Source organism: Pseudomonas sp. HN2-3 (assembly GCF_020691745.1).
GTDB classification, from domain to species: Bacteria; Pseudomonadota; Gammaproteobacteria; order Pseudomonadales; family Pseudomonadaceae; genus Aquipseudomonas; species Aquipseudomonas capeferrum.
The window spans coordinates 3843756-3865995 of record NZ_CP085704.1; the positions used below are offsets into that span (position 1 = coordinate 3843756).

Annotated in this window: 18 protein-coding genes; 7 read left to right on the forward strand and 11 right to left on the reverse strand. The window is 62.6% G+C overall.

Annotated features, from left to right (window positions below):
• Positions 1–17 precede the first annotated feature (17 nt).
• Positions 18–497, reverse strand: a complete 480-nt coding sequence (locus tag LJX93_RS17420; protein WP_162181144.1) for a DUF1289 domain-containing protein — start codon at positions 495–497, stop codon at positions 18–20.
• 405 nt (positions 498–902) lie between these two features.
• On the opposite strand from LJX93_RS17420, the gene acnB reads away from it, so the two are divergent.
• A complete protein-coding gene (gene acnB, locus LJX93_RS17425) occupies positions 903–3512 on the forward strand; it encodes a bifunctional aconitate hydratase 2/2-methylisocitrate dehydratase (RefSeq protein WP_033699063.1) in 2610 nt (869 codons plus the stop codon).
• Between the two features lie 128 nt (positions 3513–3640).
• Here acnB and prpD read toward each other — a convergent pair whose 3' ends face one another.
• From prpD to LJX93_RS17455, 6 genes are all read right to left on the reverse strand, one after another.
• Complete coding sequence (prpD, locus tag LJX93_RS17430) at positions 3641–5125, reverse strand: 2-methylcitrate dehydratase (protein WP_033699065.1); 1485 nt, start codon at positions 5123–5125, stop codon at positions 3641–3643.
• Positions 5126–5193: 68 nt separating this feature from the next.
• Complete coding sequence (prpF, locus tag LJX93_RS17435; protein WP_033699067.1) at positions 5194–6384, reverse strand: 2-methylaconitate cis-trans isomerase PrpF; 1191 nt, start codon at positions 6382–6384, stop codon at positions 5194–5196.
• A 59-nt stretch (positions 6385–6443) separates the two neighbouring features.
• Positions 6444–9032, reverse strand: a complete 2589-nt coding sequence (gene acnD, locus LJX93_RS17440; protein ID WP_227696245.1) for a Fe/S-dependent 2-methylisocitrate dehydratase AcnD — start codon at positions 9030–9032, stop codon at positions 6444–6446.
• Between the two features lie 77 nt (positions 9033–9109).
• Positions 9110–10237, reverse strand: coding sequence for a 2-methylcitrate synthase (prpC, locus tag LJX93_RS17445; RefSeq protein ID WP_033699070.1), 1128 nt, complete (start codon positions 10235–10237; stop codon positions 9110–9112).
• A gap of 111 nt (positions 10238–10348) precedes the next feature.
• On the reverse strand, positions 10349–11239 hold the full coding sequence (prpB, locus tag LJX93_RS17450) for a methylisocitrate lyase (protein ID WP_047581107.1): 891 nt from the start codon (positions 11237–11239) through the stop codon (positions 10349–10351).
• The gene (locus LJX93_RS17455) at positions 11236–11952 is read right to left on the reverse strand and encodes a GntR family transcriptional regulator (protein WP_050506083.1); all 717 of its coding nucleotides are present in this window, start codon (positions 11950–11952) and stop codon (positions 11236–11238) included. The genes prpB and LJX93_RS17455 overlap by 4 nt, the downstream gene beginning before the upstream one ends.
• A gap of 293 nt (positions 11953–12245) precedes the next feature.
• On the opposite strand from LJX93_RS17455, the gene LJX93_RS17460 reads away from it, so the two are divergent.
• The 5 genes from LJX93_RS17460 (at position 12246) to LJX93_RS17480 (ending at position 17644) form a co-directional block, all read left to right on the forward strand.
• Positions 12246–12782 carry an ATP-dependent zinc protease gene (locus tag LJX93_RS17460; protein WP_033699072.1) on the forward strand — a complete coding sequence of 179 codons (537 nt, stop codon included), beginning with the start codon at positions 12246–12248 and terminating at the stop codon, positions 12780–12782.
• A gap of 5 nt (positions 12783–12787) precedes the next feature.
• Positions 12788–14323, forward strand: a complete 1536-nt coding sequence (locus tag LJX93_RS17465; RefSeq protein ID WP_033699073.1) for an inactive transglutaminase family protein — start codon at positions 12788–12790, stop codon at positions 14321–14323.
• On the forward strand, positions 14323–15303 hold the full coding sequence (locus tag LJX93_RS17470) for an alpha-L-glutamate ligase-like protein (RefSeq protein ID WP_033699074.1): 981 nt from the start codon (positions 14323–14325) through the stop codon (positions 15301–15303). The genes LJX93_RS17465 and LJX93_RS17470 overlap by 1 nt, the downstream gene beginning before the upstream one ends.
• A gap of 159 nt (positions 15304–15462) precedes the next feature.
• Positions 15463–16806 (forward strand): aminodeoxychorismate synthase component I, encoded by a 1344-nt coding sequence (gene pabB, locus LJX93_RS17475; RefSeq protein WP_047581109.1) that lies wholly within the window; start codon positions 15463–15465, stop codon positions 16804–16806.
• Between the two features lie 103 nt (positions 16807–16909).
• Positions 16910–17644 (forward strand): phosphoadenylyl-sulfate reductase, encoded by a 735-nt coding sequence (locus LJX93_RS17480; RefSeq protein WP_033699077.1) that lies wholly within the window; start codon positions 16910–16912, stop codon positions 17642–17644.
• Between the two features lie 39 nt (positions 17645–17683).
• Here LJX93_RS17480 and cysB read toward each other — a convergent pair whose 3' ends face one another.
• The 3 genes from cysB to LJX93_RS17495 all read right to left on the reverse strand — a co-directional run bounded on the left by cysB (position 17684) and on the right by LJX93_RS17495 (position 20336).
• The gene (cysB, locus tag LJX93_RS17485) at positions 17684–18658 is read right to left on the reverse strand and encodes an HTH-type transcriptional regulator CysB (RefSeq protein WP_033699078.1); all 975 of its coding nucleotides are present in this window, start codon (positions 18656–18658) and stop codon (positions 17684–17686) included.
• A 128-nt stretch (positions 18659–18786) separates the two neighbouring features.
• Positions 18787–19284, reverse strand: coding sequence for a universal stress protein (locus tag LJX93_RS17490; protein ID WP_033699079.1), 498 nt, complete (start codon positions 19282–19284; stop codon positions 18787–18789).
• Between the two features lie 104 nt (positions 19285–19388).
• On the reverse strand, positions 19389–20336 hold the full coding sequence (locus tag LJX93_RS17495) for a putative 2-dehydropantoate 2-reductase (protein ID WP_047581116.1): 948 nt from the start codon (positions 20334–20336) through the stop codon (positions 19389–19391).
• 234 nt (positions 20337–20570) lie between these two features.
• Between LJX93_RS17495 and LJX93_RS17500 the strand changes: the two genes are divergently transcribed.
• Positions 20571–21647, forward strand: a complete 1077-nt coding sequence (locus LJX93_RS17500; RefSeq protein ID WP_033699083.1) for a 3-deoxy-7-phosphoheptulonate synthase — start codon at positions 20571–20573, stop codon at positions 21645–21647.
• A 52-nt stretch (positions 21648–21699) separates the two neighbouring features.
• Here LJX93_RS17500 and LJX93_RS17505 read toward each other — a convergent pair whose 3' ends face one another.
• A complete protein-coding gene (locus tag LJX93_RS17505; protein WP_033699084.1) occupies positions 21700–21981 on the reverse strand; it encodes a GNAT family N-acetyltransferase in 282 nt (93 codons plus the stop codon).
• Positions 21982–22240: the final 259 nt, after the last annotated feature.

Sequence of the window (22240 nt, forward strand, 5' to 3'; positions counted from 1 at the left end):
AAACGCGCGACAACAGGCTAGCCCTGGCTATTCTCCAGGGCATCGCGCAAGAAGCTCGGGGCGATATAACGCTGGTAATGAGCCTCGGAGAGCAGAAAGAACTCCCGGTCGATGGCATCGCGCAGCTGCGGTAATTCCCAGTCACGAAACTCGGGCAACAACACCATGCCGTAGGCCTCCAGGTCACGGATCATCCGCGCCCCACGGGCGATCAACTGGTAGGCCCAGCAGTATTCCGACTGATGCTCGACAAAACGGATGGCACGCTGCTCCAGTTGCTGGCGCAGCAGGCTTTTGTCGAAGACTTCCAGCTTGGCCATCATCACCTGCACCAGCAACTGCTCCAGACGCAACCACACGGCGCGCTTCTGCGCGTCGTCGTAGCCGTTCCAGTTGATCACTTCATGGTGAAAACGCTTGCAGCCACGGCATACCGTGTCTCCGTACACCGTGGAGCACAGGCCGACGCAAGGGGTCTTGATGGACTTGTTGGACATGAAAAACAACGGCTTTGCGGAGGAATACGGGCCCATGTTAGCCCTTTGTCTAACCGGGGTCACTCGTTAAAGTCATGTTCGCCGCCTTACCTTCGGGCTTTTTTTGCCGTAGAATCATCCCGCCTTTTCAAGGCAACAATGTCCGTTGGAAGCTGTTTTCAAAGCGTCACGAGCACAGTTAATCCGGTAGAACGGCGTTGGCCCGGGCCATGCACCCTCGCATGCCCGCGCCAGCCCTCATCAGCTCCCCGTTCTGCAGGCGTAAAACTTTGAAAGCAGCTTCTGTTAAGGATTCTCTGCGACCCTGGCTGGGCGGCCCAAGAAGCCGTGATTGCGCATGGGTGCATGGAATGCTGGATGAGCGTCCCGGACTCCCTTTAGGGACCACTGATGAGGGTAATAACTGTGCTTGAAGCCTACCGCAAACACATCGAAGAGCGTGCCGCCCTGGGTATCGTGCCCCAGCCGCTGAACGCCGAACAAACTGCAGGCCTGGTCGAGCTGCTGAAAAACCCGCCGGCCGGCGAAGAAGCCTTCCTCGTAGACCTGATCACCAACCGCGTACCGCCAGGGGTCGACGAAGCTGCCTACGTCAAGGCCGCTTTCCTCTCCGCCGTGGCCAAGGGCGAAGCCAAGTCGCCACTGATCGACCGCAAGCACGCCACCGAGCTGCTGGGCACCATGCAGGGCGGCTACAACATCGAAACGCTGGTCGCGCTGCTGGATGACGCCGAACTGGGCGCCGTCGCGGCCGAACAGCTCAAGCATACCCTGCTGATGTTCGATGCCTTCCACGACGTGGCCGAAAAAGCCAAGTCGGGCAACGCCCACGCCAAGGCCGTGCTGGAGTCCTGGGCTGCCGGCGAGTGGTTCACCACGCGCCCGGCCATCGCCGACAAGTACACCCTGACCGTGTTCAAGGTGCCTGGCGAAACCAACACCGACGACCTGTCCCCTGCCCCGGATGCCTGGTCGCGCCCAGACATCCCGCTGCACGCGCTGGCCATGCTGAAAATGGCCCGCGACGGTATCGAGCCACAACAGCCAGGTTCGGTCGGCCCGCTGGCGCAGATCGAAGCGGTCAAGGCCAAAGGCTTCCCGGTCGCCTACGTCGGTGACGTCGTCGGTACCGGTTCTTCGCGTAAATCCGCCACCAACTCGGTGCTGTGGTTCTTCGGCGACGACATCCCGTACGTGCCGAACAAGCGCGCCGGTGGTTTCTGCTTCGGCACCAAGATCGCCCCGATCTTCTACAACACCATGGAAGACGCCGGCGCCCTGCCGATCGAGTTCGACTGCACCAACCTGGGCATGGGCGACGTCATCGACGTATACCCGTACAAAGGTGAAGTACGCCGTCACGACAGCGACGAACTGGTCACCAACTTCGCCCTGAAAACCGAAGTACTGCTGGACGAAGTCCGTGCTGGCGGCCGTATCCCGTTGATCGTTGGCCGTGGCCTGACCGAAAAAGCCCGCGCCGAACTGGGCCTGGGTGCGTCCGACCTGTTCAAGAAACCAGAGCAGCCTGCCGAATCCAACAAGGGCTTCACCCTGGCGCAGAAAATGGTCGGCCGCGCGTGCGGCCTGCCAGAAGGCCAAGGCGTGCGCCCAGGTGCATACTGCGAGCCGAAGATGACCACCGTCGGCTCCCAGGACACCACTGGCCCGATGACCCGCGACGAGCTGAAAGACCTGGCGTGCCTGGGCTTCTCCGCTGACCTGGTGATGCAGTCGTTCTGCCACACCGCGGCTTACCCCAAGCCGATCGACGTCACCACCCACCACACCCTGCCAGACTTCATCCGCACCCGTGGCGGCGTGTCGCTGCGCCCAGGCGACGGCATCATCCACAGCTGGCTGAACCGCATGCTGATGCCTGACACCGTCGGCACCGGTGGCGACTCGCACACCCGCTTCCCGATCGGCATCTCGTTCCCGGCCGGCTCCGGCCTGGTGGCCTTCGCCGCCGCCACCGGCGTCATGCCGCTGGACATGCCAGAGTCGATCCTGGTGCGCTTCAAGGGCAAACTGCAACCCGGCATCACCCTGCGTGACCTGGTGCATGCCATCCCTTACTACGCCATCCAGAACGGCCTGCTGACCGTCGAGAAGAAGGGCAAGAAAAACGCCTTCTCCGGCCGCATCCTGGAAATCGAAGGCCTGGACGAACTGACCGTCGAGCAAGCGTTCGAGCTGTCCGACGCCTCGGCCGAGCGTTCCGCTGCCGGCTGCACCATCAAGCTTCCGGAAAAGGCCATCGCCGAGTACCTGAAGTCCAACATCACCCTGCTGCGCTGGATGATCGGCGAAGGCTACGGCGACCCACGTACCCTGGAGCGTCGCGCCCAGGCCATGGAAGCCTGGCTGGCCAACCCTGAGCTGCTGTCGGCCGACGCCGATGCCGAGTACGCCGAAATCATCGAAATCGACCTGGCCGACGTCAAGGAGCCTGTGCTCTGCGCGCCGAACGACCCGGACGATGCCCGCCTGCTGTCTTCGGTACAGGGCGAGAAGATCGACGAAGTGTTCATCGGTTCGTGCATGACCAACATCGGCCACTTCCGCGCTGCCGGCAAGTTGCTGGAGAAGGTCAAGGGTGGCATCCCTACCCGTCTGTGGCTGGCTCCGCCAACCAAGATGGACGCTCACCAGCTGACCGAAGAAGGCTACTACGGCATCTACGGCAAGGCCGGTGCGCGCATGGAAATGCCAGGCTGCTCGCTGTGCATGGGTAACCAGGCGCGCGTGCAGACCGGTTCGACCGTGGTCTCCACCTCGACCCGTAACTTCCCGAACCGTCTGGGCGACGCGACCAACGTGTACCTGGCATCGGCCGAGTTGGCTGCTGTCGCTTCGATCATCGGCAAACTGCCGACCGTCGAAGAGTACATGCAGTACGCCAAAGACATCGACAGCATGGCTGCCGACGTCTACCGCTACCTGAGCTTCGACCAGATCGCCGAGTTCCGCGAGGCTGCGGCCAACGCCAAGATCCCGGTGGTTCAGGCGTAATCAGCGGTAAGCAGTAACAAAAACCCCGGCAGAAATGCCGGGGTTTTTTATTGGGCGCTCGGCCCTCAGGGACGACTCCCTACCAGTGGGAGCGGGCTTGCCACGCGAAGAGGCCCGCAAAGGCAACCTCAGATCACGAACAGGTCGACAAACCTGTGCACCGCCGTCGATTCCAGCTTCTGCTGGTCCTCGCACAGCTCGAAAATCGCCTCACAACGCTGCCGCGCAAACCGCGTCGCCAGGTTTTCCCTGAACTTCGCCTCCAGCAAGGGTATGCCCTCCCCGCGCCTGCGCCGGTGCCCGACCGGGTACTCGACCACCACTTGCTCGGTGCTGCTGCCATCCTTGAAGAACACCTGCAGGGCGTTGGCGATGGAGCGCTTGTCAGCTTCCAGGTATTCACGCGTGAAACGCGGGTCCTCGACCACCTCCATTTTCTCGCGCAGGCGGTCGATGCTCGGATGCGCAGCGTGGAAGGCATCCTCGTAATGCTCGGCCACCAGATGGCCGAATATTAGCGGCACTGCCACCATGTACTGCAGGCAGTGGTCGCGGTCGGCGGCATTGGCCAGCGGGCCGCCCTTGGAGATGATGCGGATCGCCGATTCCTGGGTGGTGATGACGATACGGTCTACCTCATGCAGGCGATTACGCACCTGCGGGTGCAGGCTCACCGCCGCCTCACAGGCGGTCTGCGCGTGGAACTCGGCCGGGAAACTGACCTTGAACAGCACGTTCTCCATCACATAGCTGGCCAGCGGCTGCGGCACGCGCAGCTCCTGCTGGGCGCTGGGTTTAAGCGCCAGGTCCTTGTTGGTATGGCTGAACGACACGTCGTAAAAGCCCCATTGCGGCGCAGTCAGCACACCCGGCACGCCCATCTCGCCACGCAGCGCGATATCGGCCAGGCGCACCCCACGGCTGGAAGCATCGCCCGCCGCCCAGGACTTGCGCGAACCGGCGTTGGGCGCATGACGGTAGGTACGCAGTGCCTGGCCGTCGACGAAAGCATGGGACAACGCCGAGAGCAGTTGCTCCCGGGTGGCGCCCATCAGCTTTGCGCACACGGCCGTGGAGGCCACCTTGACCAGTATCACGTGGTCGAGGCCAACGCGGTTGAAGGAATTTTCCAGCGCCAGCACACCCTGAATCTCGTGAGCCATGACCATGGCTTCTAGCACTTCGCGCATGAGCAGTGGGCTTTCACCCTTTGCCACGTGTTTTTGCGACAGGTGATCGGCCACGGCCAGGATGCCGCCAAGGTTGTCCGAGGGGTGCGCCCACTCGGCGGCCAGCCAGGTGTCGTTGTAGTCCAGCCAGCGCACGATGCAGCCGATATCCCAGGCGGCCTTGACCGGGTCCAGCCGGTACGCGGTGCCGGGCACACGGGCACCGTTGGGCACCACGGTGCCTTCCACCAGCGGGCCAAGGTGCTTGGTACATTCAGGGAAGCGCAGGGCCAGCAGGCCGCAGCCCAGGGTGTCCATCAGGCAGTTGCGCGCGGTGTCCAGCGCCTCAGGGGATTCGACCCGGTAGGTCAGGACATAGTCGGCGAGGGTTTGCAGCACCCGGTCGTAGTCCGGGCGCTGGTTGAGGTCTACGTTGGCGCTCATCATCTGCTCCCTTCAGAAGTACAGGGGCTGCTGTGCAGCCCCGCTTGAAGCCGAGCGCCAATGGTGCGTCAGAAGCTATCGCCGGGCACCCTCACCCAGCCTTCCATCAGCACGCGAGCACTGCGGCTCATGATTGCCTTGGTCACCGTCCACTCGCCCTTCACCTGACGCGCTTCGGCGCCCACCCGCAAGGTGCCCGAGGGGTGGCCGAAACGCACGGCACTGCGCTCACCCCCGCCTGCTGCGAGGTTGACCAGCGTGCCCGGAATGGCAGCAGCGGTACCGATGGCCACTGCGGCAGTGCCCATCATTGCGTGGTGCAGCTTGCCCATGGACAACGCACGCACCAGCAGGTCGATGTCAGCCGCCGCGACAACCTTGCCACTGGACGCAGTGTAGGTGGTCGGCGGGGCGACGAAGGCCACTTTCGGTGTGTGCTGACGCCCGGCCGCCTGGTCGACATGCTCAATCAGGCCCATGCGCACGGCGCCATAGGCGCGAAGGGTCTCGAACCGCAGCAGCGCTTGCGGATCGCCGTTGATCGCGTCCTGCAGCTCGGTACCGGTGTAGCCGATATCGCCCGCATTGATGAAGATGGTCGGGATCCCTGCATTGATCAGGGTCGCTTTGAAGGTACCAACACCGGGCACTTCCAGGTCGTCCACCAGATTGCCGGTGGGGAACATCGAGCCGCCGTCGCCGTCTTCATCAGCAGCCGGGTCGAGGAACTCCAACTGCACCTCGGCGGCCGGAAAGGTCACGCCATCAAGCTCGAAATCGCCCGTTTCCTGAACTTCACCTTCGGTAATCGGTACATGGGCAACAATGGTCTTGCCGATGTTGGCCTGCCAGATCCGCACGGTGGCCATGCCGTTGCGCGGCAGGCGCGACGGATCCACCAGGCCGCTGCTGATGGCGAACGAGCCGACAGCGGCAGACAGGTTGCCGCAGTTACCGCTCCAGTCGACGAAAGCCTTGTCGATGCTGACCTGGCCGAACAGGTAGTCGACATCGTGCTCGGGCTTGATGCTGCGCGAAAGGATCACCGTCTTGCTGGTGCTCGAAGTGGCGCCACCCATGCCATCGATTTGCTTGCCATAAGGGTCGGGGCTGCCGATAACCCGCAACAGCAGCGCATCACGGGCTGGGCCCGGGACCTGCGCCTGCTCGGGCAGGTCTTGCAGGCGGAAGAATACGCCCTTGCTGGTGCCGCCACGGATGTAGGTGGCAGGGATCTTGATTTGTGCTGCATGTGCCATTGCTGTGCCGTCCTGTCTGAAATGCAATAACCCTTGGGGCCGCTGCGCGGCCCCAGCCGTCAAGCGGAGGCTTCGAGGAAGTCCTGGGCAAAGCGCTGCAGCACCCCACCCGCCTCGTAGATCGACACTTCCTCGGCGGTATCCAGGCGGCAAGTCACCGGCACCTCGACCCGCTCACCGTTGCGACGCGTCACCACCAGGGTCAGGGTCGCGCGTGGCGTGCGCTGACCCAGCACATCGTAGGTCTCGCTGCCATCGAGCGCCAAGGTATTGCGGTCGGTCCCCGGCTTGAACTCCAGCGGCAGCACGCCCATGCCCACCAGGTTGGTACGATGGATCCGCTCGAAGCCTTCGGCAACGATCGCCTCGACCCCGGCCAGGCGCACGCCCTTGGCCGCCCAGTCACGCGACGAACCCTGACCGTAGTCGGCACCAGCAACAATGATCAGCGGCTGCTTGCGCTCCATGTAGGTTTCGATCGCCTCCCACATGCGGGTCACCTTGCCTTCAGGCTCCAGACGCGTCAGCGAGCCTTGCTTCACGCTGCCATCTTCCTTGCGCACCATTTCGTTGAACAGCTTGGGGTTGGCGAAGGTGGCGCGCTGCGCAGTCAGGTGGTCGCCACGGTGAGTGGCGTAGGAGTTGAAGTCCTCTTCCGGCAGGCCCATCTTCGCCAGGTATTCACCCGCCGCACTGTCCAGCATGATGGCGTTGGACGGCGACAAGTGATCGGTGGTGATGTTGTCCGGCAGCACCGCCAACGGGCGCATGCCACGCAGGCTGCGCTCACCGGCCAGGGCACCTTCCCAGTACGGCGGACGGCGGATGTAGGTGCTCATCGGGCGCCACTCATACAGCGGCGCAACCTTCGGCCCGCGGTCCTCCTCGATGGCGAACATCGGGATGTAGACCTTGCGGAACTGCTCCGGCTTGACCGCCGCACGCACCACGGCATCGATTTCTTCATCGCTCGGCCAGATATCCTTGAGGCGGATTTCCTGGCCGTCCACCACCCCCAGCACGTCTTTTTCGATGTCGAAGCGGATAGTACCGGCGATGGCATAGGCCACCACGAGCGGCGGCGAGGCCAGGAAGGCCTGCTTGGCGTAAGGGTGGATGCGCCCGTCGAAGTTGCGGTTGCCCGACAGCACGGCAGTGGCATACAGGTCGCGGTCGACGATCTCCTGCTGAATCACCGGGTCCAATGCACCGGACATGCCGTTGCAGGTGGTGCAGGCGAAAGCGACGATACCAAAGCCCATCTGCTCCAGCTCTTTCTCCAGCCCCGCTTCTTCCAGGTACAGCTGCACCGCCTTGGAGCCTGGCGCCAGCGAAGACTTGACCCAAGGTTTGCGCGCCAGGCCGAGCTTGTTGGCATTGCGTGCCAGAAGGCCTGCGGCTATCACGTTGCGCGGGTTGCTGGTGTTGGTGCAACTGGTGATGGCGGCGATGATGACCGCGCCGTCCGGCATTTGCCCCGGCACTTCCTCCCAGGCCCCGGCGATGCCCTTGGCCGCCAGCTCGCTGGTGGCAACGCGGGCGTGCGGGTTGGACGGGCCGGCCATGTTGCGCACCACGCTCGACAGGTCGAAGCTCAGGGTGCGCTCGTAGACGGCGCCGCCCAGGCTGTCGGCCCACAGGCCGGTGGCCTTGGCGTAGGTTTCTACCATCTTGACCTGCTGATCCTCGCGGCCGGTCAGCTTCAGGTAGTCGATGGTCTGCTGGTCGATGGCGAACATCGCTGCAGTGGCGCCATATTCCGGGGCCATGTTGGAGATGGTCGCACGGTCGCCCAGGGTCAGGGCACGGGCGCCCTCGCCGTGGAACTCCAGATAGGCACCGACGACTTTCTGTTTACGCAGGAATTCGGTCAGGGCCAGCACCAGGTCGGTGGCGGTGATGTTCGGCGCCAGCTTGCCGGTCAGCTCGACGCCGACGATTTCCGGCAGGCGCATCCACGAGGCACGGCCGAGCATCACGTTCTCGGCTTCCAGGCCGCCGACACCGATGGCGATCACGCCCAGGGCGTCGACATGCGGGGTGTGGCTGTCGGTGCCGACACAGGTGTCCGGGTAGGCCACGCCGCGGTCGCTGTGGATCACCGGCGACATCTTCTCCAGGTTGATCTGGTGCATGATGCCGTTGCCCGGCTGGATCACATCGACGTTCTTGAACGCCTTCTTGGTCCAGTTGATGAAATGGAAACGGTCTTCGTTGCGGCGGTCTTCGATGGCGCGGTTTTTCTCGAAAGCCTGCGGGTCGAAACCACCACACTCGACGGCCAAGGAGTGGTCGACGATCAGTTGCACCGGCACCACCGGGTTGACCTGAGCCGGGTCACCACCTTTGTCGGCAATGGCGTCACGCAGGCCGGCCAGGTCGACCAGGGCAGTCTGGCCGAGGATGTCGTGGCACACCACACGGGCCGGGAACCAGGGGAAGTCAAGATCGCGCTTGCGCTCGATCAACTGAGTCAGGGAGGCGTCGAGGGTGCTCGGGTCGCAGCGGCGCACCAGGTTTTCGGCGAGTACGCGGGAGGTGTACGGCAGGCCGTCGTAGGCGCCGGGCTTGATCGCCTCGACCGCCGCGCGGGCATCGAAGTAGTCCAGGTCGGTGCCTGGCAGATTCTTGCGGTATGCGGTGTTCATATAGTTATCAGGCTCGGTCACGGTAGTCGGTAGGTCTGGCCGGCGGGGCTGCGTTACAGCCCGCAACGGCCTTCAACTCAACGCTGTTCGATCGGCACGAACTGACGCTGTTCGACGCCGACATACTCGGCGCTCGGGCGGATGATGCGGTTGTTGGCACGCTGCTCGAAGACATGCGCCGCCCAGCCGGTCAGGCGCGAGCAAACGAAGATCGGGGTAAACAGCTTGGTCGGGATGCCCATGAAGTGGTACGCCGACGCGTGGTAGAAGTCAGCATTGGGGAACAGGCGTTTCTGCTCCCACATGGTCTTGTCGATGGCTTCGGAAACCGGGTACAGCACCTTGTCGCCGACCTCGTCGGCCAACTGCTTCGACCAGCCCTTGATCACCTCGTTGCGCGGGTCGGACTCTTTGTAGATGGCATGGCCGAAGCCCATGATCTTGTCCTTGCGCTCCAGCATCCTCAGCAGTTCGGCCGTCGCGTCCTGCGGGCTCTGGAAGCGCTCGATCAGCTCCATCGCCGCTTCGTTGGCACCGCCATGCAGTGGGCCGCGCAGCGAGCCAATGGCAGCGGTGATGCAGGAGTACAGGTCGGACAGGGTGGAAGCGCACACGCGCGCGGTGAAGGTCGATGCGTTGAACTCGTGCTCGGCGTAGAGGATCAGCGACACGTTCATCACTTTGACGTGCAATTCGCTGGGCTTCTTGCCGTGCAGCAGGTGCAGGAAATGCCCGCCCAGGGTGTCTTCATCGCTGGTGCAATCGATGCGCACGCCATGGTGGGTGAAGCGGTACCAGTAGCACATGACCGCCGGGAACAGCGCCAGCAGGCGGTCGGTCTTGTCGTGCTGGGCGTCGAAGGTCAGTTCCGGCTCCAGGGTACCCAGCAGCGAACAGCCAGTGCGCATCACGTCCATCGGGTGGGCGTCGCGTGGGATGCGTTCGAGCACTTCCTTGAGGGCTTGCGGCAGGTCACGCAGGCCCTTGAGCTTGTGCTTGTACTCGGCCAGCTCGGCGCTGCTTGGCAGTTCGCCGTACAACAGCAGATAGGCCACTTCCTCGAACTCGGCACCGGCCGCCAGGTCACGGACATCGTAGCCGCGGTAAGTCAGGCCGGCACCGGCCTGGCCAACGGTCGACAACGCGGTCTGGCCGGCCACCTGGCCACGCAGGCCTGCGCCACTGAGTACTTTTGCTTCGGCCATGGTGTTTCTCCTTTCTTGAATTTGTTATGGATTGCTTTCTGGCTAATTCGGCGTGCCTGGGCCGGCCTCTTCGCGGCTAAACCCGCTGCCAAAGGTGGCCGGCACCCTCACTTACCCTTTCTTCTGCGCAAACAACGCATCGAGGCTCTGCTCGAAGGCGTGATAACCAATGGCATCGTAGAGCTCCATGCGGGTTTGCATGGTATCGATCACGTGCTTCTGGGTGCCGTCGCGACGCAGCGCGGTGTACACATTTTCGGCCGCCTTGTTCATGGCCCGGAAGGCCGACAGCGGGTACAGCACCAGCGACACATCGACCGACGCCAGCTCTTCAGTGGTGTACAGCGGCGTGGCACCGAATTCGGTGATGTTGGCCAGGATCGGCGCCTTCACGCGGTCAGCGAAGGTCTTGTACATCGAAAGCTCGGTGATGGCCTCCGGGAAGATCATGTCGGCGCCCGCCTCGACGCAGGCAGCGGCGCGGTCCAGGGCAGCGTTCAGGCCTTCGACGGCCAGGGCGTCGGTACGCGCCATGATCACGAAGCTGTCATCGGTACGCGCATCGACGGCGGCCTTGATCCGGTCGACCATCTCTTGCTGGGTGACAATTTCCTTGTTCGGGCGATGGCCGCAGCGCTTGGCACCCACCTGATCCTCGATATGGATGGCGGCAGCGCCGAACTTGCACATCGAACGCACCGTACGTGCCACGTTGAACGCCGAGGCGCCAAAACCGGTATCGACATCCACCAGCAGCGGCAGGTCGCAGACATCGGTGATGCGGCGCACGTCGGTGAGCACATCGTCCAGGCCACTGATACCCAGGTCCGGCAGGCCGAGCGAGCCGGCAGCAACACCGCCACCGGACAGGTAGATGGCCTTGAAACCGGCGCGCTTGGCCAGCAGGGCATGGTTGGCGTTGATCGCGCCGACCACCTGCAAGGGATGTTCGGCGGCAACCGCGTCGCGGAAACGTTGGCCGGGCGTGCTCTTCACAGTCATGAATCACCTCGTGGGCTGTTGTCGTTGGCGTCCAGGTAGTGACGCTCGATGTTGCGTTTGGACGCGCCGATATGGCGGCGCATCAGGAGTTCGGCCAGTTCACCGTCACGGTCGGCGATGGCATCGAGGATCCGGTGGTGCTCGGCAAACGCCTGGCGCGGCCGATTGGGCGTGGCGGAGAACTGGATGCGGTACATGCGCACCAGTTGGTACAGCTCGCCGCAGAGCATCTTGACCAGGGTCTGGTTGCCGCTGCCCTGGATGATCCGGTAATGGAAGTCGTAGTCGCCTTCCTGCTGGTAGTAGCCGACACCGGCCTGGAACGCCGCATCGCGTTCATGGGTGTCGAGCACCCGGCGCAGCTCGTCGATATCGGCCTGGCTCATGCGCTCGGCGGCCAGGCGGCAGGCCATGCCTTCGAGCGATTCGCGGATTTCGTACAGCTCGATCAGCTCGGCGTGGTTGAGCGACACCACCCGCGCCCCGACATGCGGCACGCGCACCAGCAGGCGCTGGCCTTCGAGCCGGTGGATGGCTTCGCGCAGCGGCCCGCGGCTGATGCCGTAGGTACGCGCCAGCTCCGGCTCGGAGATCTTGCTGCCCGGGGCGATCTCGCCCTTGACGATGGCCGCCTGGATTCGCCGAAAGACGTTTTCGGACAAGGTTTCCGTTTCGTCTGCCAACGCGGGACTGGAAGTAGAAAGGTCCAGCATATTGTCGACACCCTGATAATCACATGGCCAGAAATTAGCTAATTAAGCGCTATCAGTCAAAGACAAAATCAACATTGTCGACAATCGTCTAAGAACGAACTAACCCTGCCCAGCCGCTGTCAGATCGCGACGCGCTGGCGTCAAGACGTCGGCGTGATAGAATGCCGCGCCTCCGACAGAGTATGGATAGCGTGTCTGTCATCTATTCATGTTGTTGACAGATGAACGAGGAAGCTTGCGCAGTCGTTGCCAGTCGCCTTGCCCCGAACCCTGCACAGTACCGCGCCAGGACTATGAGACTTACACCCGTTTTATTGCTGCTATGCCTCACCCTGCTGCCGGCCATCGGCCAAGCGGCGGGCAAGACCGTGTACGGTCTCAACGAATACGCACAGTTGGGCGACCTTGACCTGGAAGTGGCCGCCAAGCTCGACACCGGCGCCAAGACCGCCTCGCTCAGTGCCCGAGACATCAAGCGCTTCAAGCGCAACGGCGAGAGCTGGGTACGCTTCTACCTGGCCATCGATGCCGCCCACTCGCACCCGATCGAGCGCCCCCTTGCGCGTGTCAGCAAGATCAAGCGACGAGCAGGCGACTACGATGCCGAATCGGGCAAGGCCTATACCGCGCGCCCGGTCATCGAACTCGAAATCTGCATGGGCCAGGCCCTGCGCACCATCGAAGTCAACCTCACCGACCGCAGCGCGTTCCAGTTCCCGCTGCTGATCGGCTCCGAGGCGCTCAAGCACTTCGACGCGCTGGTCGACCCAAGCCTTAAATACGCGGCCGGCAAACCTGCCTGTGCCACCGACGCTCCCAAAGCAGAGTAATCCCGATGCGCTCTCTTACCCTCCATCTGAAAGTCCTGATCACCGTGCTGGTGTTGCTGGGCGTGGCGGTCACGGCTTATCAGATCTTCTTCCTCGGCATCCCGGTGACCGAGGATGAAACCGACGATCTGTGGAACATCGACGCCAAGGTCGAGTTCGTGGCCAGCACCAAAGACCCGGTCAAGGTGCAGATGTTCGTGCCGCCGCTGAACCGCGACTACGTCAGCCTCAACGAGAGCTTCATCTCCAACAACTACGGGGTGAGCGTCAACCGTGCCGACGGCAACCGCAAGGTGACCTGGTCGGCACGCCGCGCCAGCGGCAACCAGACCCTCTACTACCGCCTGGTGCTGACCAAGCGCTACAGCAACGAGAAGACCACCGTCAAAGGCCCGACCTTCCGTGACAGCCTGGCTGTCGAAGGCCCCGAAAAAATCGCCGCCGAAGCCCTGATGGCGCCGATCCGCCAGCATTCGGCCGACGTCGAGACCTTCGTCAGCGAGACCATCAAGCGGGTCAACAATCTCAACGACGACAACGTCAAGCTGCTGCTGGCCGGCGACACCTCGGCCATGAAAAAAGCCCAGATCATCGACCTGCTGCTGTCCATTGCCCACGTGCCGATGGAAAAGGTCCACACCATCCGCCTGGTCGCCGACACCCCGCAGACCCCGGAGCTGTGGCTGCGCAGCTTCAACGGCAACGACTGGCTGTACTTCAACCCGGACACCGGCGAGCAGGGCCTGCCCAGCGACCGCCTGCTGTGGTGGACCGGTGACGACAACCTGATCAGCGTCGATGGCGGCAAGAAAGCCAACGTCACCTTCAGCATGAACAACAGCGAGATGAACGCCATCCGCCTGGCCAAGCTGACCGACGAGAACACCGACGCCGACTTCCTCGAATACTCGCTGTACAGCCTGCCGCTGCAGACCCAGCAGACCTTCATGATCATGGTGATGATCCCGATCGGCGTGCTGGTGATTCTGGTCCTGCGCAACCTGATCGGCCTGCAGACCCTGGGTACCTTCACCCCGGTACTGATCGCCCTGGCCTTCCGTGAAACCCAGTTGGGCTTCGGCATCGTGCTGTTCACGGTGATCACGGCACTGGGCCTGTCACTGCGCTCGTACCTCGAACACCTCAAGCTGCAGATGCTGCCACGCCTGTCGGTGGTGCTGACCTTCGTGGTGGTGTTGATCGCCGCTATCAGCCTGTTCAGTCACAAGCTGGGCCTGGAGCGCGGGCTGTCGGTGGCGCTGTTCCCGATGGTGATTCTGACCATGACCATCGAACGTCTGTCGATCACCTGGGAAGAGCGCGGCGGCGGCCATGCCATGAAAGTGGCCATCGGCACCCTGTTCGCAGCCTCCGTGGCGCACCTGTTGATGATGGTGCCGGAGCTGGTGTACTTCGTCTTCACCTTCCCGGCGGTGCTGCTGATCCTGGTGGGCTTCATGCTGGCGATGGGCCGCTACCGCGGCTACCGCCTGACCGAGCTCGTTCGCTTCAAAGCGTTCCTGAAGAAGGCTGACGCCTGATGTTCGGACTGATCAAGACCTGGAAAGCCCTGGAGGCCCGGGGCATCATGGGTATCAACCGGCGCAACGCGGACTATGTCCTGAAGTACAACAAGCGCCACCTGTACCCGATCGTCGACGACAAGATCATCACCAAGGAGCGCGCACTCGCAGCGGGCATCCATGTGCCGGAAATGTACGGCGTCATCGAGACCGAGAAAGAGATCGAGAAGCTCGACCAGATCATTGGCGGGCGCAGTGATTTCGTCATCAAGCCGGCGCAAGGCGCCGGCGGTGACGGCATCCTGGTGATCGCCGATCGCTTCGAAGACCGTTACCGCACGGTGTCGGGCAAGATCATCAGCCACGAAGAGATCGAGCACCAGGTCTCGAGCATCCTGACCGGCCTGTATTCACTCGGCGGCCACCGCGACCGTGCGCTGATCGAATACCGGGTGACACCGGACCAGATCTTCAAGAGCATCAGCTACGAAGGCGTACCGGACATCCGCATCATCGTGCTGATGGGCTACCCGGTCATGGCCATGCTGCGCCTGCCGACCCGCCAGTCCGGCGGCAAGGCCAACCTGCACCAGGGCGCCATCGGCGTAGGTGTCGACCTGGCAACCGGCGTGACGCTGCGTGGCACCTGGCTGAACAACATCATCAGCAAGCACCCGGACACCACCAATGCGGTGGACGGCGTGCAGCTGCCCAACTGGGACGGCTTCATGAAGCTCGCAGCCGGCTGCTACGAGCTGTGCGGCCTGGGCTACATCGGTGTCGACATGGTGCTGGACCAGGAGAAGGGGCCGCTGATCCTGGAACTCAATGCCCGCCCGGGCTTGAACATTCAGATTGCCAACGACTGCGGGCTGACCCAGCGCACCCATGCCATCGAGGCGCACATTGAAGCACTGGCCAAGGATGGCCTGACCGAAGATGCCGAACAGCGTGTTCGCGTATCGCAAGGACTGTTCGGGCACGTGCATCCGCACTGACAGCCTGCCGCTATACAGACCTTCGCGGGTTCACCTGCGAAAGTCTGGATAGCGGCGCCGGCGCGCAATCGAACGGTTTAATGTCGCGCCCAGCGCTAGGCGCTTTTCCTACACAGGTCTACAATCGCCCCCTCGCTTTTTACATCGCCGTCCACACTGATGCCGACCTGTACGCTCTACCCCCTGCCCTACCAGCCCGATCCCGCTGCCTATTTCGCCCGCCTGCGCCAGGCACCCGGCGCGATCCTGCTCGACAGTGCCCGCCCCGGCGCCAAACGCGGGCGCTATGACCTGTTGAGCGCCTGGCCCGTGCACTATCTGCAAGCGCAAGCAGACGAGGACGGCCGCGCGTTCCTCCAACGCCTGCGTGCAGGGCTGGCGCAACTCGGCCACGCCGAATTGCCCAATGGGGTGCAACTGCCGTTTGCCGGCGGCCTGATCGGCTACCTCAGCTACGACTTCGGCCGCCGCCTGGAGCAACTGCCCAGCCTCGCCGCAGACGACCTCAACCTGCCCGATGCCCAGCTGGGCCTATATGACTGGGCGCTGGTGACCGATCACCAGCTAGGCACCAGCCAACTGGTGTTCCACCCCCACCTTGCAGCTGACGAGCGCGAGCGCCTGATCACCCTGTTCCACGCAGCGGATGCCCCTGCGGCTGGCGAGTTCCACCTGCTCGCCGCCATGAAGGGCGATTTGCAACCCGCGCAATACGAGGCAGCGTTCAACCAGGTACAGCGGTATATCCAGGCCGGCGATTGCTACCAGATCAATCTGACACAACGTTTCCGCGCCCCCTGCGAAGGCGACCCGTGGCACGCCTATCAGGCGCTGCGCAAGGCGTGCCCAACGCCGTTCTCCGGCTACCAGCAACTGGCCGACGGCAGCGCACTGCTGAGCTTTTCCCCGGAACGCTTCATCCGCGTCAGCCAGGGGCTGGTCGAGACCCGCCCGATCAAAGGCACCCGCCCGCGCGCAAGCGACCCGGACGAAGACGCCCGCAATGCCGAAGAGCTGCTGCACAGCCCCAAGGACCGCTCGGAAAACCTGATGATCGTCGACCTGCTGCGCAACGACCTGGGCCGCACCTGCCAGATCGGTTCGGTCAAGGTGCCCGAGCTGTTCAGCCTGGAAAGCTACCCCAACGTGCATCACCTGGTCAGCAGCATCACCGGGCAACTGGCCAGCAACAAGGATGCCCTGGACCTGATCGGCGACAGCTTCCCGGGCGGCTCGATCACCGGCGCGCCCAAGATCCGTGCCATGCAGATCATCGACGAGCTGGAGCCTACCCGCCGAGCCCTGTATTGCGGCTCACTGCTGTACATCGACGTACGCGGCGAAATGGACAGTTCGATCGCCATTCGCAGCTTGCTGGTCAAGGATGGGCACGTGAGCTGTTGGGGAGGTGGCGCGGTGGTGGCAGATTCGAACTGGGAGGCGGAGTATGAAGAATCGATTGCCAAGGTACGGGTGCTGATGCAAACCCTGCAACAGCTCTGACCCGGCGCCACAAGCCTCTATGCCGGGCGTCTAACCCCGTATTTTTTGTTACCATCACCCTATTACGAGCGCACAGCGCCACAGCCAAGATGGAAACCGCCTGATGAGCCAACCCTTCGACGTCGCCGCCCTTGCCGCGACCTATGCCAACAAGTCCCCGCAGGACATCCTCAAGCTCGCCTTCGAACACTTCGGCGACGACTTGTGGATCTCTTTCAGCGGCGCCGAAGACGTGGTACTGGTCGACATGGCCTGGAAGCTGAACAAGCAGGTCAAGGTGTTCAGCCTCGACACCGGCCGCCTGCACCCGGAAACCTACCGGTTCATCGACCAGGTCCGCGAGCAGTACAACCTGCCGATCGAACTGCTCAGCCCCGATCGCAGCAAGCTCGACCCGTTCGTCAAGGAAAAGGGCCTGTTCAGCTTCTACAAGGATGGCCATGGCGAGTGCTGCGGCATCCGCAAGATCGAGCCTTTGCGACGCAAACTGGCCACGGTAAGTGCCTGGGCCACCGGCCAACGCCGAGACCAGAGCCCGGGCACCCGCAGCCAGGTGGCGGCATTGGAAATCGACGGTGCCTTCTCGACCCCCGAGCGTACGCTGTACAAGTTCAACCCGCTGGCACAGATGAGCAGTGAGGAAGTCTGGGGCTACATTCGCATGCTCGAACTGCCTTACAACAGCCTGCACGAGCGCGGCTTCATCAGTATTGGCTGCGAGCCGTGCACACGCCCGGTGCTGCCGAACCAGCATGAGCGCGAAGGCCGCTGGTGGTGGGAGGAGTCGACCCAGAAGGAATGCGGGCTGCACGCTGGCAACCTGATCAGCAAGGCATAAATGAATGGGGCCGCTTTTGCGGCCCCTTACATTTCAGGATCAGTGCACCGGCAGCTCGACGCCGTCGAACAGCTCTTCGAGCTCCTGCTTGTTATGGCACTGAATGGCCTTGGCCATCACTTCACGGGTCAGGTGCGGGGCAAACTTCTCGATGAAGTCGCACATGAAACCACGCAGGAAGGTGCCACGGCGGAAGCCGATCTTGGTGATGCTGGCCTCGAACAACTCGCTGGCATCCAGGGCCACCAGGTCGCTGTCGAGCTTGGTGTCTACTGCCATCTTGGCGACGATACCGACACCCAACCCCAGGCGCACGTAAGTCTTGATCACGTCGGCATCCGCTGCGGTGAACACGACCTTCGGCGTCAGGCCGCGATGGTTGAAAGCCTCGTCCAGCTTCGAACGGCCAGTGAAGCCAAACACATAGGTAACGATAGGGTATTCGGCGACCGCTTCCAGGGTCAGCTTCGGCAGCTTGGTCAGCGGGTGCCCCTGTGGTACCACGACGCAGCGGTTCCACTTGTAGCACGGCATCATGATCAGGTCGCCGAACAGCTCCAGCGCCTCGGTGGCAATGGCGAAGTCGACAGTGCCATCAGCGGCCATCTCGGCAATCTGCATGGGCGAGCCCTGGTGCATGTGCAGGGCCACTTCCGGATACTGCTTGATGAAACTGCTGATCACCGGCGGCAGTGCATAGCGTGCCTGGGTGTGGGTGGTGGCGATGGACAGGGTGCCCTTCTTCTCGTTGGAGAATTCCTGGGCGATCTGCTTGATGCTCTCGACCTTGCGCAGGATCTCGCCAGCGGTATTGATGATGCGCTCACCGGCCGGGGTGACGCGGGTCAGGTGCTTGCCGCTGCGGGCAAAGACTTCAACACCCAGCTCATCCTCGAGCAGGCGGATCTGCTTGCTGATACCTGGCTGGGAGGTATACAGGCTCTGCGCCGTCGCGGAGACGTTGAGGTCGTGGTGCGCCACTTCCCAGATGTAGCGCAGTTGTTGAAGCTTCATAGGTTTCCCTCGGTTCAGCGGTGAGTCAGCGGCAGCAGGCAGCGACGATATATAACTATATTAGTGGTTCTGGAAATAAATCTAGAACTATTTTGTTACACGCGCCCCGTAAAAGCCTACAGCCAGCTTCACGTTTTCCTACGCCCCAAATGCTGTGCAAGCGGCACCATATATACCGGCACAGGCGACAGCTGAAGCAATCGCACCGCCGTTCGCCCAAGCGGTACATCAACCCCCGCACCTGCACTGTGGCTCCCAAAAATCAGCAGATCGACACTCAGGCGCTGGGCCTGGTCGAGGATCACCTGGGCAGGGTCACCCTGGCGCACACGCACCGCCTTGATGACAGCCAGGTCTGCCTCTTCACCCAGTTCATCGCGAAAGTTTTCCAGCACGCGTTGTTCGATATTGGCCATGACGGTGGTGACGCCCTGGCTGTGCAACTGGTCCAGCGTCTGTTCATCCAGGTAGCTTTGCAGGAGCGATTCGGCAAACTGCCCCATGGGTTCTACCGCGTGGATCACATACAGCTCTGCATTGAACGTCCGCGCCAGGGCCAGGGCGTGCTGCATGACAAAAGGGGCGTAGACACCGAGGTCGGTGGCGTACAGCATGGAGCGGATCATTCGACCTCCTCGACTGCCGCTGCGGCAGAGCAAGCTTCAGCTTAGCAGCGCGCCGCACGCACGCTTTGCCGTCCGGCGTGCTGCCGGCGCGGGCTGTGCAGGCTTCAGGGGTGCCGGCCAGCGTGGTCGATGAACGACAGTGCCTGGTAAAGCATCTGCATGCGCGGCAAGTTGCAACCTGCCGCTCGCGCCTGCGCCAACGGCTCGGCATAGATAGCCTGAAGTTCCAGCGGGCGCTGCTGCGCGTGGTCGTGGTACATGCTTGGCCAATAGTCGGGCATCCGCTCGGTGATCTGGAACAGATGCTCGGCATAGCCGTCGGGTAGCACGTGGCCGCAGGCAGCGGCACCCTGGACCACCTCGGCCATCAACGCCTGGACCAGCGCCCGGCTGTGCGGGTCGGCCATCAACGGTGTGGTGCTGGCGCCGAGCAACACCGAAAGCCCGTTATAAGGCACGTTCCACACCAGCTTTTGCCAACGCGCCTGGCTCAGGTTATCCATGGCCTGGGAATCGATGCCCGCCGCCTGGAACAACCCCGCCCCCTCCTTGACCAGCGCGGCACCGCCATCGCGGGCAGGCCCGCTGTGATAGCCAAGATTGACCGCCCCCAGCGCCTGATGGCGAATCACCCCAGGCGCCTGGCGGTTGACACAAATGAAACACAAGCCGCCGAGCAAGTGCATGTCATCGCGCAAGGCCGGACGCAACTGCGCCTCTACACCCAGGCCGTTCTGCAGCAATACCACCCGCGCATCGGGCGCGGCGGCCTGGACGATCCGCGGCGCCAACTGCTCGTTACTGGTGGCCTTGGCCCCCACCAACAGCCAGTCGCATTGCGGCATGTCGGCAGCGCTGACATAAGCCTGAACCTTCATCTGCAACGTGCCATGCACTGCGCTTTCAAGCATCAGCCCCTGGTTGCGCACCACTTCATACTCACTGCGCAACAGGAAATGCACATCGAAACCGGCCCGTGCCAGCATCAACCCATAAAAGCCGCCGATAGCACCACTGCCGATGATGCCGATACGTGGTTTGCGCGGATGCATGCCAATCTCCAGGTAAATGTCAGTGCGCTTTTTTACACCGGTTGCTGCACCCTGGTCACCCCAATCGCGCCACACCACCGCCAGCGTGGGGAAAATCCCTGGGCTTACGGGGTCAAGCCCATTGTCGCGCCCCCTGTAACGCGCTAAGGTTCGGCTCCCCGCTGCGAACATTCTTGCTGCTGGGCCGCACGGGGATTGCTGGCGGCCGGCACCCGTGACCTGACGAGTAACACGATGGCTGATTTACCGATCGACGACTTAAACGTTGCTTCCAACGAGACCCTGATCACCCCCGATCAGCTCAAGAAGGAAATCCCTCTCAGCGCCAAGGCTCTGCAGACCGTGACTGCCGGCCGCGAAGTGGTGCGCAATATTCTCGACGGCAAGGACCATCGCCTGTTCGTCGTAGTCGGCCCCTGCTCCATCCACGATATCAAGGCTGCCCACGAGTATGCCGAACGCCTGAAGGTACTGGCCGCAGAAGTGTCCGACACGCTGTACCTGGTCATGCGCGTGTACTTCGAAAAGCCGCGCACGACGGTCGGCTGGAAAGGCCTGATCAACGACCCGTACCTGGATGACTCGTTCAAGATCCAGGACGGCCTGCACATTGGTCGCCAACTGCTGCTGGACCTGGCTGAAATGGGCCTGCCGACGGCCACCGAAGCGCTCGACCCGATTTCCCCGCAGTACCTGCAGGACCTGATCAGCTGGTCGGCCATCGGCGCCCGCACCACCGAATCCCAGACCCACCGGGAAATGGCCTCGGGCCTGTCTTCGGCTGTCGGCTTCAAGAACGGCACCGATGGCGGCCTGACCGTTGCGATCAACGCCCTGCAGTCGGTATCCAAACCGCACCGGTTCCTGGGCATCAACCAGGAAGGCGGCGTATCGATCGTCACCACCAAGGGCAACCCTTACGGTCACGTGGTATTGCGCGGCGGCAATGGCAAGCCGAACTACGATTCGGTCAGCGTCGCCCTGTGCGAACAAGACCTGGCCAAGGCCAAGATCAAGGCCAACATCATGGTCGATTGCAGCCACGCCAACTCCAACAAGGACCCGGCCCTGCAGCCGCTGGTGATGGAAAACGTCGCCAACCAGATCCTCGAAGGCAACCAATCGATCATAGGCCTGATGGTCGAGAGCCATTTGAACTGGGGTTGCCAGTCGATCCCCAAAGACCTGAACGAACTGCAATATGGTGTTTCGGTCACCGATGCCTGCATCGACTGGTCCGCCACCGAGAAGACCCTGCGCAGCATGCACGCCAAGCTCAAGGATGTATTGCCACAGCGCCAGCGCGGCTGAGCAAAGACGAAAAAAGGGGCCGCGAACGGCCCCTTTTCTTTTATCTAATAGTTCAAGCCTTGCTGGAGTGACGCTGCTGGCGCTCCATGTAGCGTTCTACATAAGAGCACGACGGTATCACCGTGTAACCCATCTGCTCGGCATACTCCAAGGCCCGCTCGGTCAGTGCTGCGGCAATCCCACGCCCGCGCAGGGCGTTGGGCACAAAGGTGCGATAGATGTCCAGCGTCTGCTTGCCCAGGTCCATGTACGTCAGATAGGCACGATGACCGTCCACGCTGGTCTCGAACTGATGACCGGCCTGGTCATGGTGGATGGTCAGCGCTTCGCTCATCACAACTCCTCGCAGGTCTTCTCGGCAGACCCATACCTTAACCGATGGTGGTTGATCCGGCACAGAACCTCTACGCCACCTGTTGCCCCTTGGACCGCAAGGCGCTTGCAATGGTTCTGCCCCCGGCACTCACAAGATAGTAGGCGCGGCAGGCGGGATTGCTCAAGGTGGCAGCGGTTAAAAATGGCGAGAAACGGGGTTAAATCGACTCTTCCCGATACGCCAACAGAAGCCGGATGTTCTAGCCCTTAAGACGCTG

Bases quoted from the DNA above. Each gene is read 5' to 3' on its own strand.
- LJX93_RS17420 (WP_162181144.1), bottom strand. From the start codon at position 497: ATGTCCAACAAGTCCATCAAGACCCCTTGCGTCGGCCTGTGCTCCACG.
- prpD (WP_033699065.1), bottom strand. From the start codon at position 5,125: ATGAGCGCCAACGTAGACCTCAACCAGCGCCCGGACTACGACCGGGTG.
- prpF (WP_033699067.1), bottom strand. From the start codon at position 6,384: ATGGCACATGCAGCACAAATCAAGATCCCTGCCACCTACATCCGTGGC.
- acnD (WP_227696245.1), bottom strand. From the start codon at position 9,032: ATGAACACCGCATACCGCAAGAATCTGCCAGGCACCGACCTGGACTAC.
- prpC (WP_033699070.1), bottom strand. From the start codon at position 10,237: ATGGCCGAAGCAAAAGTACTCAGTGGCGCAGGCCTGCGTGGCCAGGTG.
- prpB (WP_047581107.1), bottom strand. From the start codon at position 11,239: ATGACTGTGAAGAGCACGCCCGGCCAACGTTTCCGCGACGCGGTTGCC.
- LJX93_RS17455 (WP_050506083.1), bottom strand. From the start codon at position 11,952: ATGCTGGACCTTTCTACTTCCAGTCCCGCGTTGGCAGACGAAACGGAA.
- LJX93_RS17460 (WP_033699072.1), top strand. From the start codon at position 12,246: ATGAGACTTACACCCGTTTTATTGCTGCTATGCCTCACCCTGCTGCCG.
- LJX93_RS17465 (WP_033699073.1), top strand. From the start codon at position 12,788: ATGCGCTCTCTTACCCTCCATCTGAAAGTCCTGATCACCGTGCTGGTG.
- LJX93_RS17470 (WP_033699074.1), top strand. From the start codon at position 14,323: ATGTTCGGACTGATCAAGACCTGGAAAGCCCTGGAGGCCCGGGGCATC.
- pabB (WP_047581109.1), top strand. From the start codon at position 15,463: ATGCCGACCTGTACGCTCTACCCCCTGCCCTACCAGCCCGATCCCGCT.
- LJX93_RS17480 (WP_033699077.1), top strand. From the start codon at position 16,910: ATGAGCCAACCCTTCGACGTCGCCGCCCTTGCCGCGACCTATGCCAAC.
- cysB (WP_033699078.1), bottom strand. From the start codon at position 18,658: ATGAAGCTTCAACAACTGCGCTACATCTGGGAAGTGGCGCACCACGAC.
- LJX93_RS17490 (WP_033699079.1), bottom strand. From the start codon at position 19,284: ATGATCCGCTCCATGCTGTACGCCACCGACCTCGGTGTCTACGCCCCT.
- LJX93_RS17495 (WP_047581116.1), bottom strand. From the start codon at position 20,336: ATGCATCCGCGCAAACCACGTATCGGCATCATCGGCAGTGGTGCTATC.
- LJX93_RS17500 (WP_033699083.1), top strand. From the start codon at position 20,571: ATGGCTGATTTACCGATCGACGACTTAAACGTTGCTTCCAACGAGACC.
- LJX93_RS17505 (WP_033699084.1), bottom strand. From the start codon at position 21,981: ATGAGCGAAGCGCTGACCATCCACCATGACCAGGCCGGTCATCAGTTC.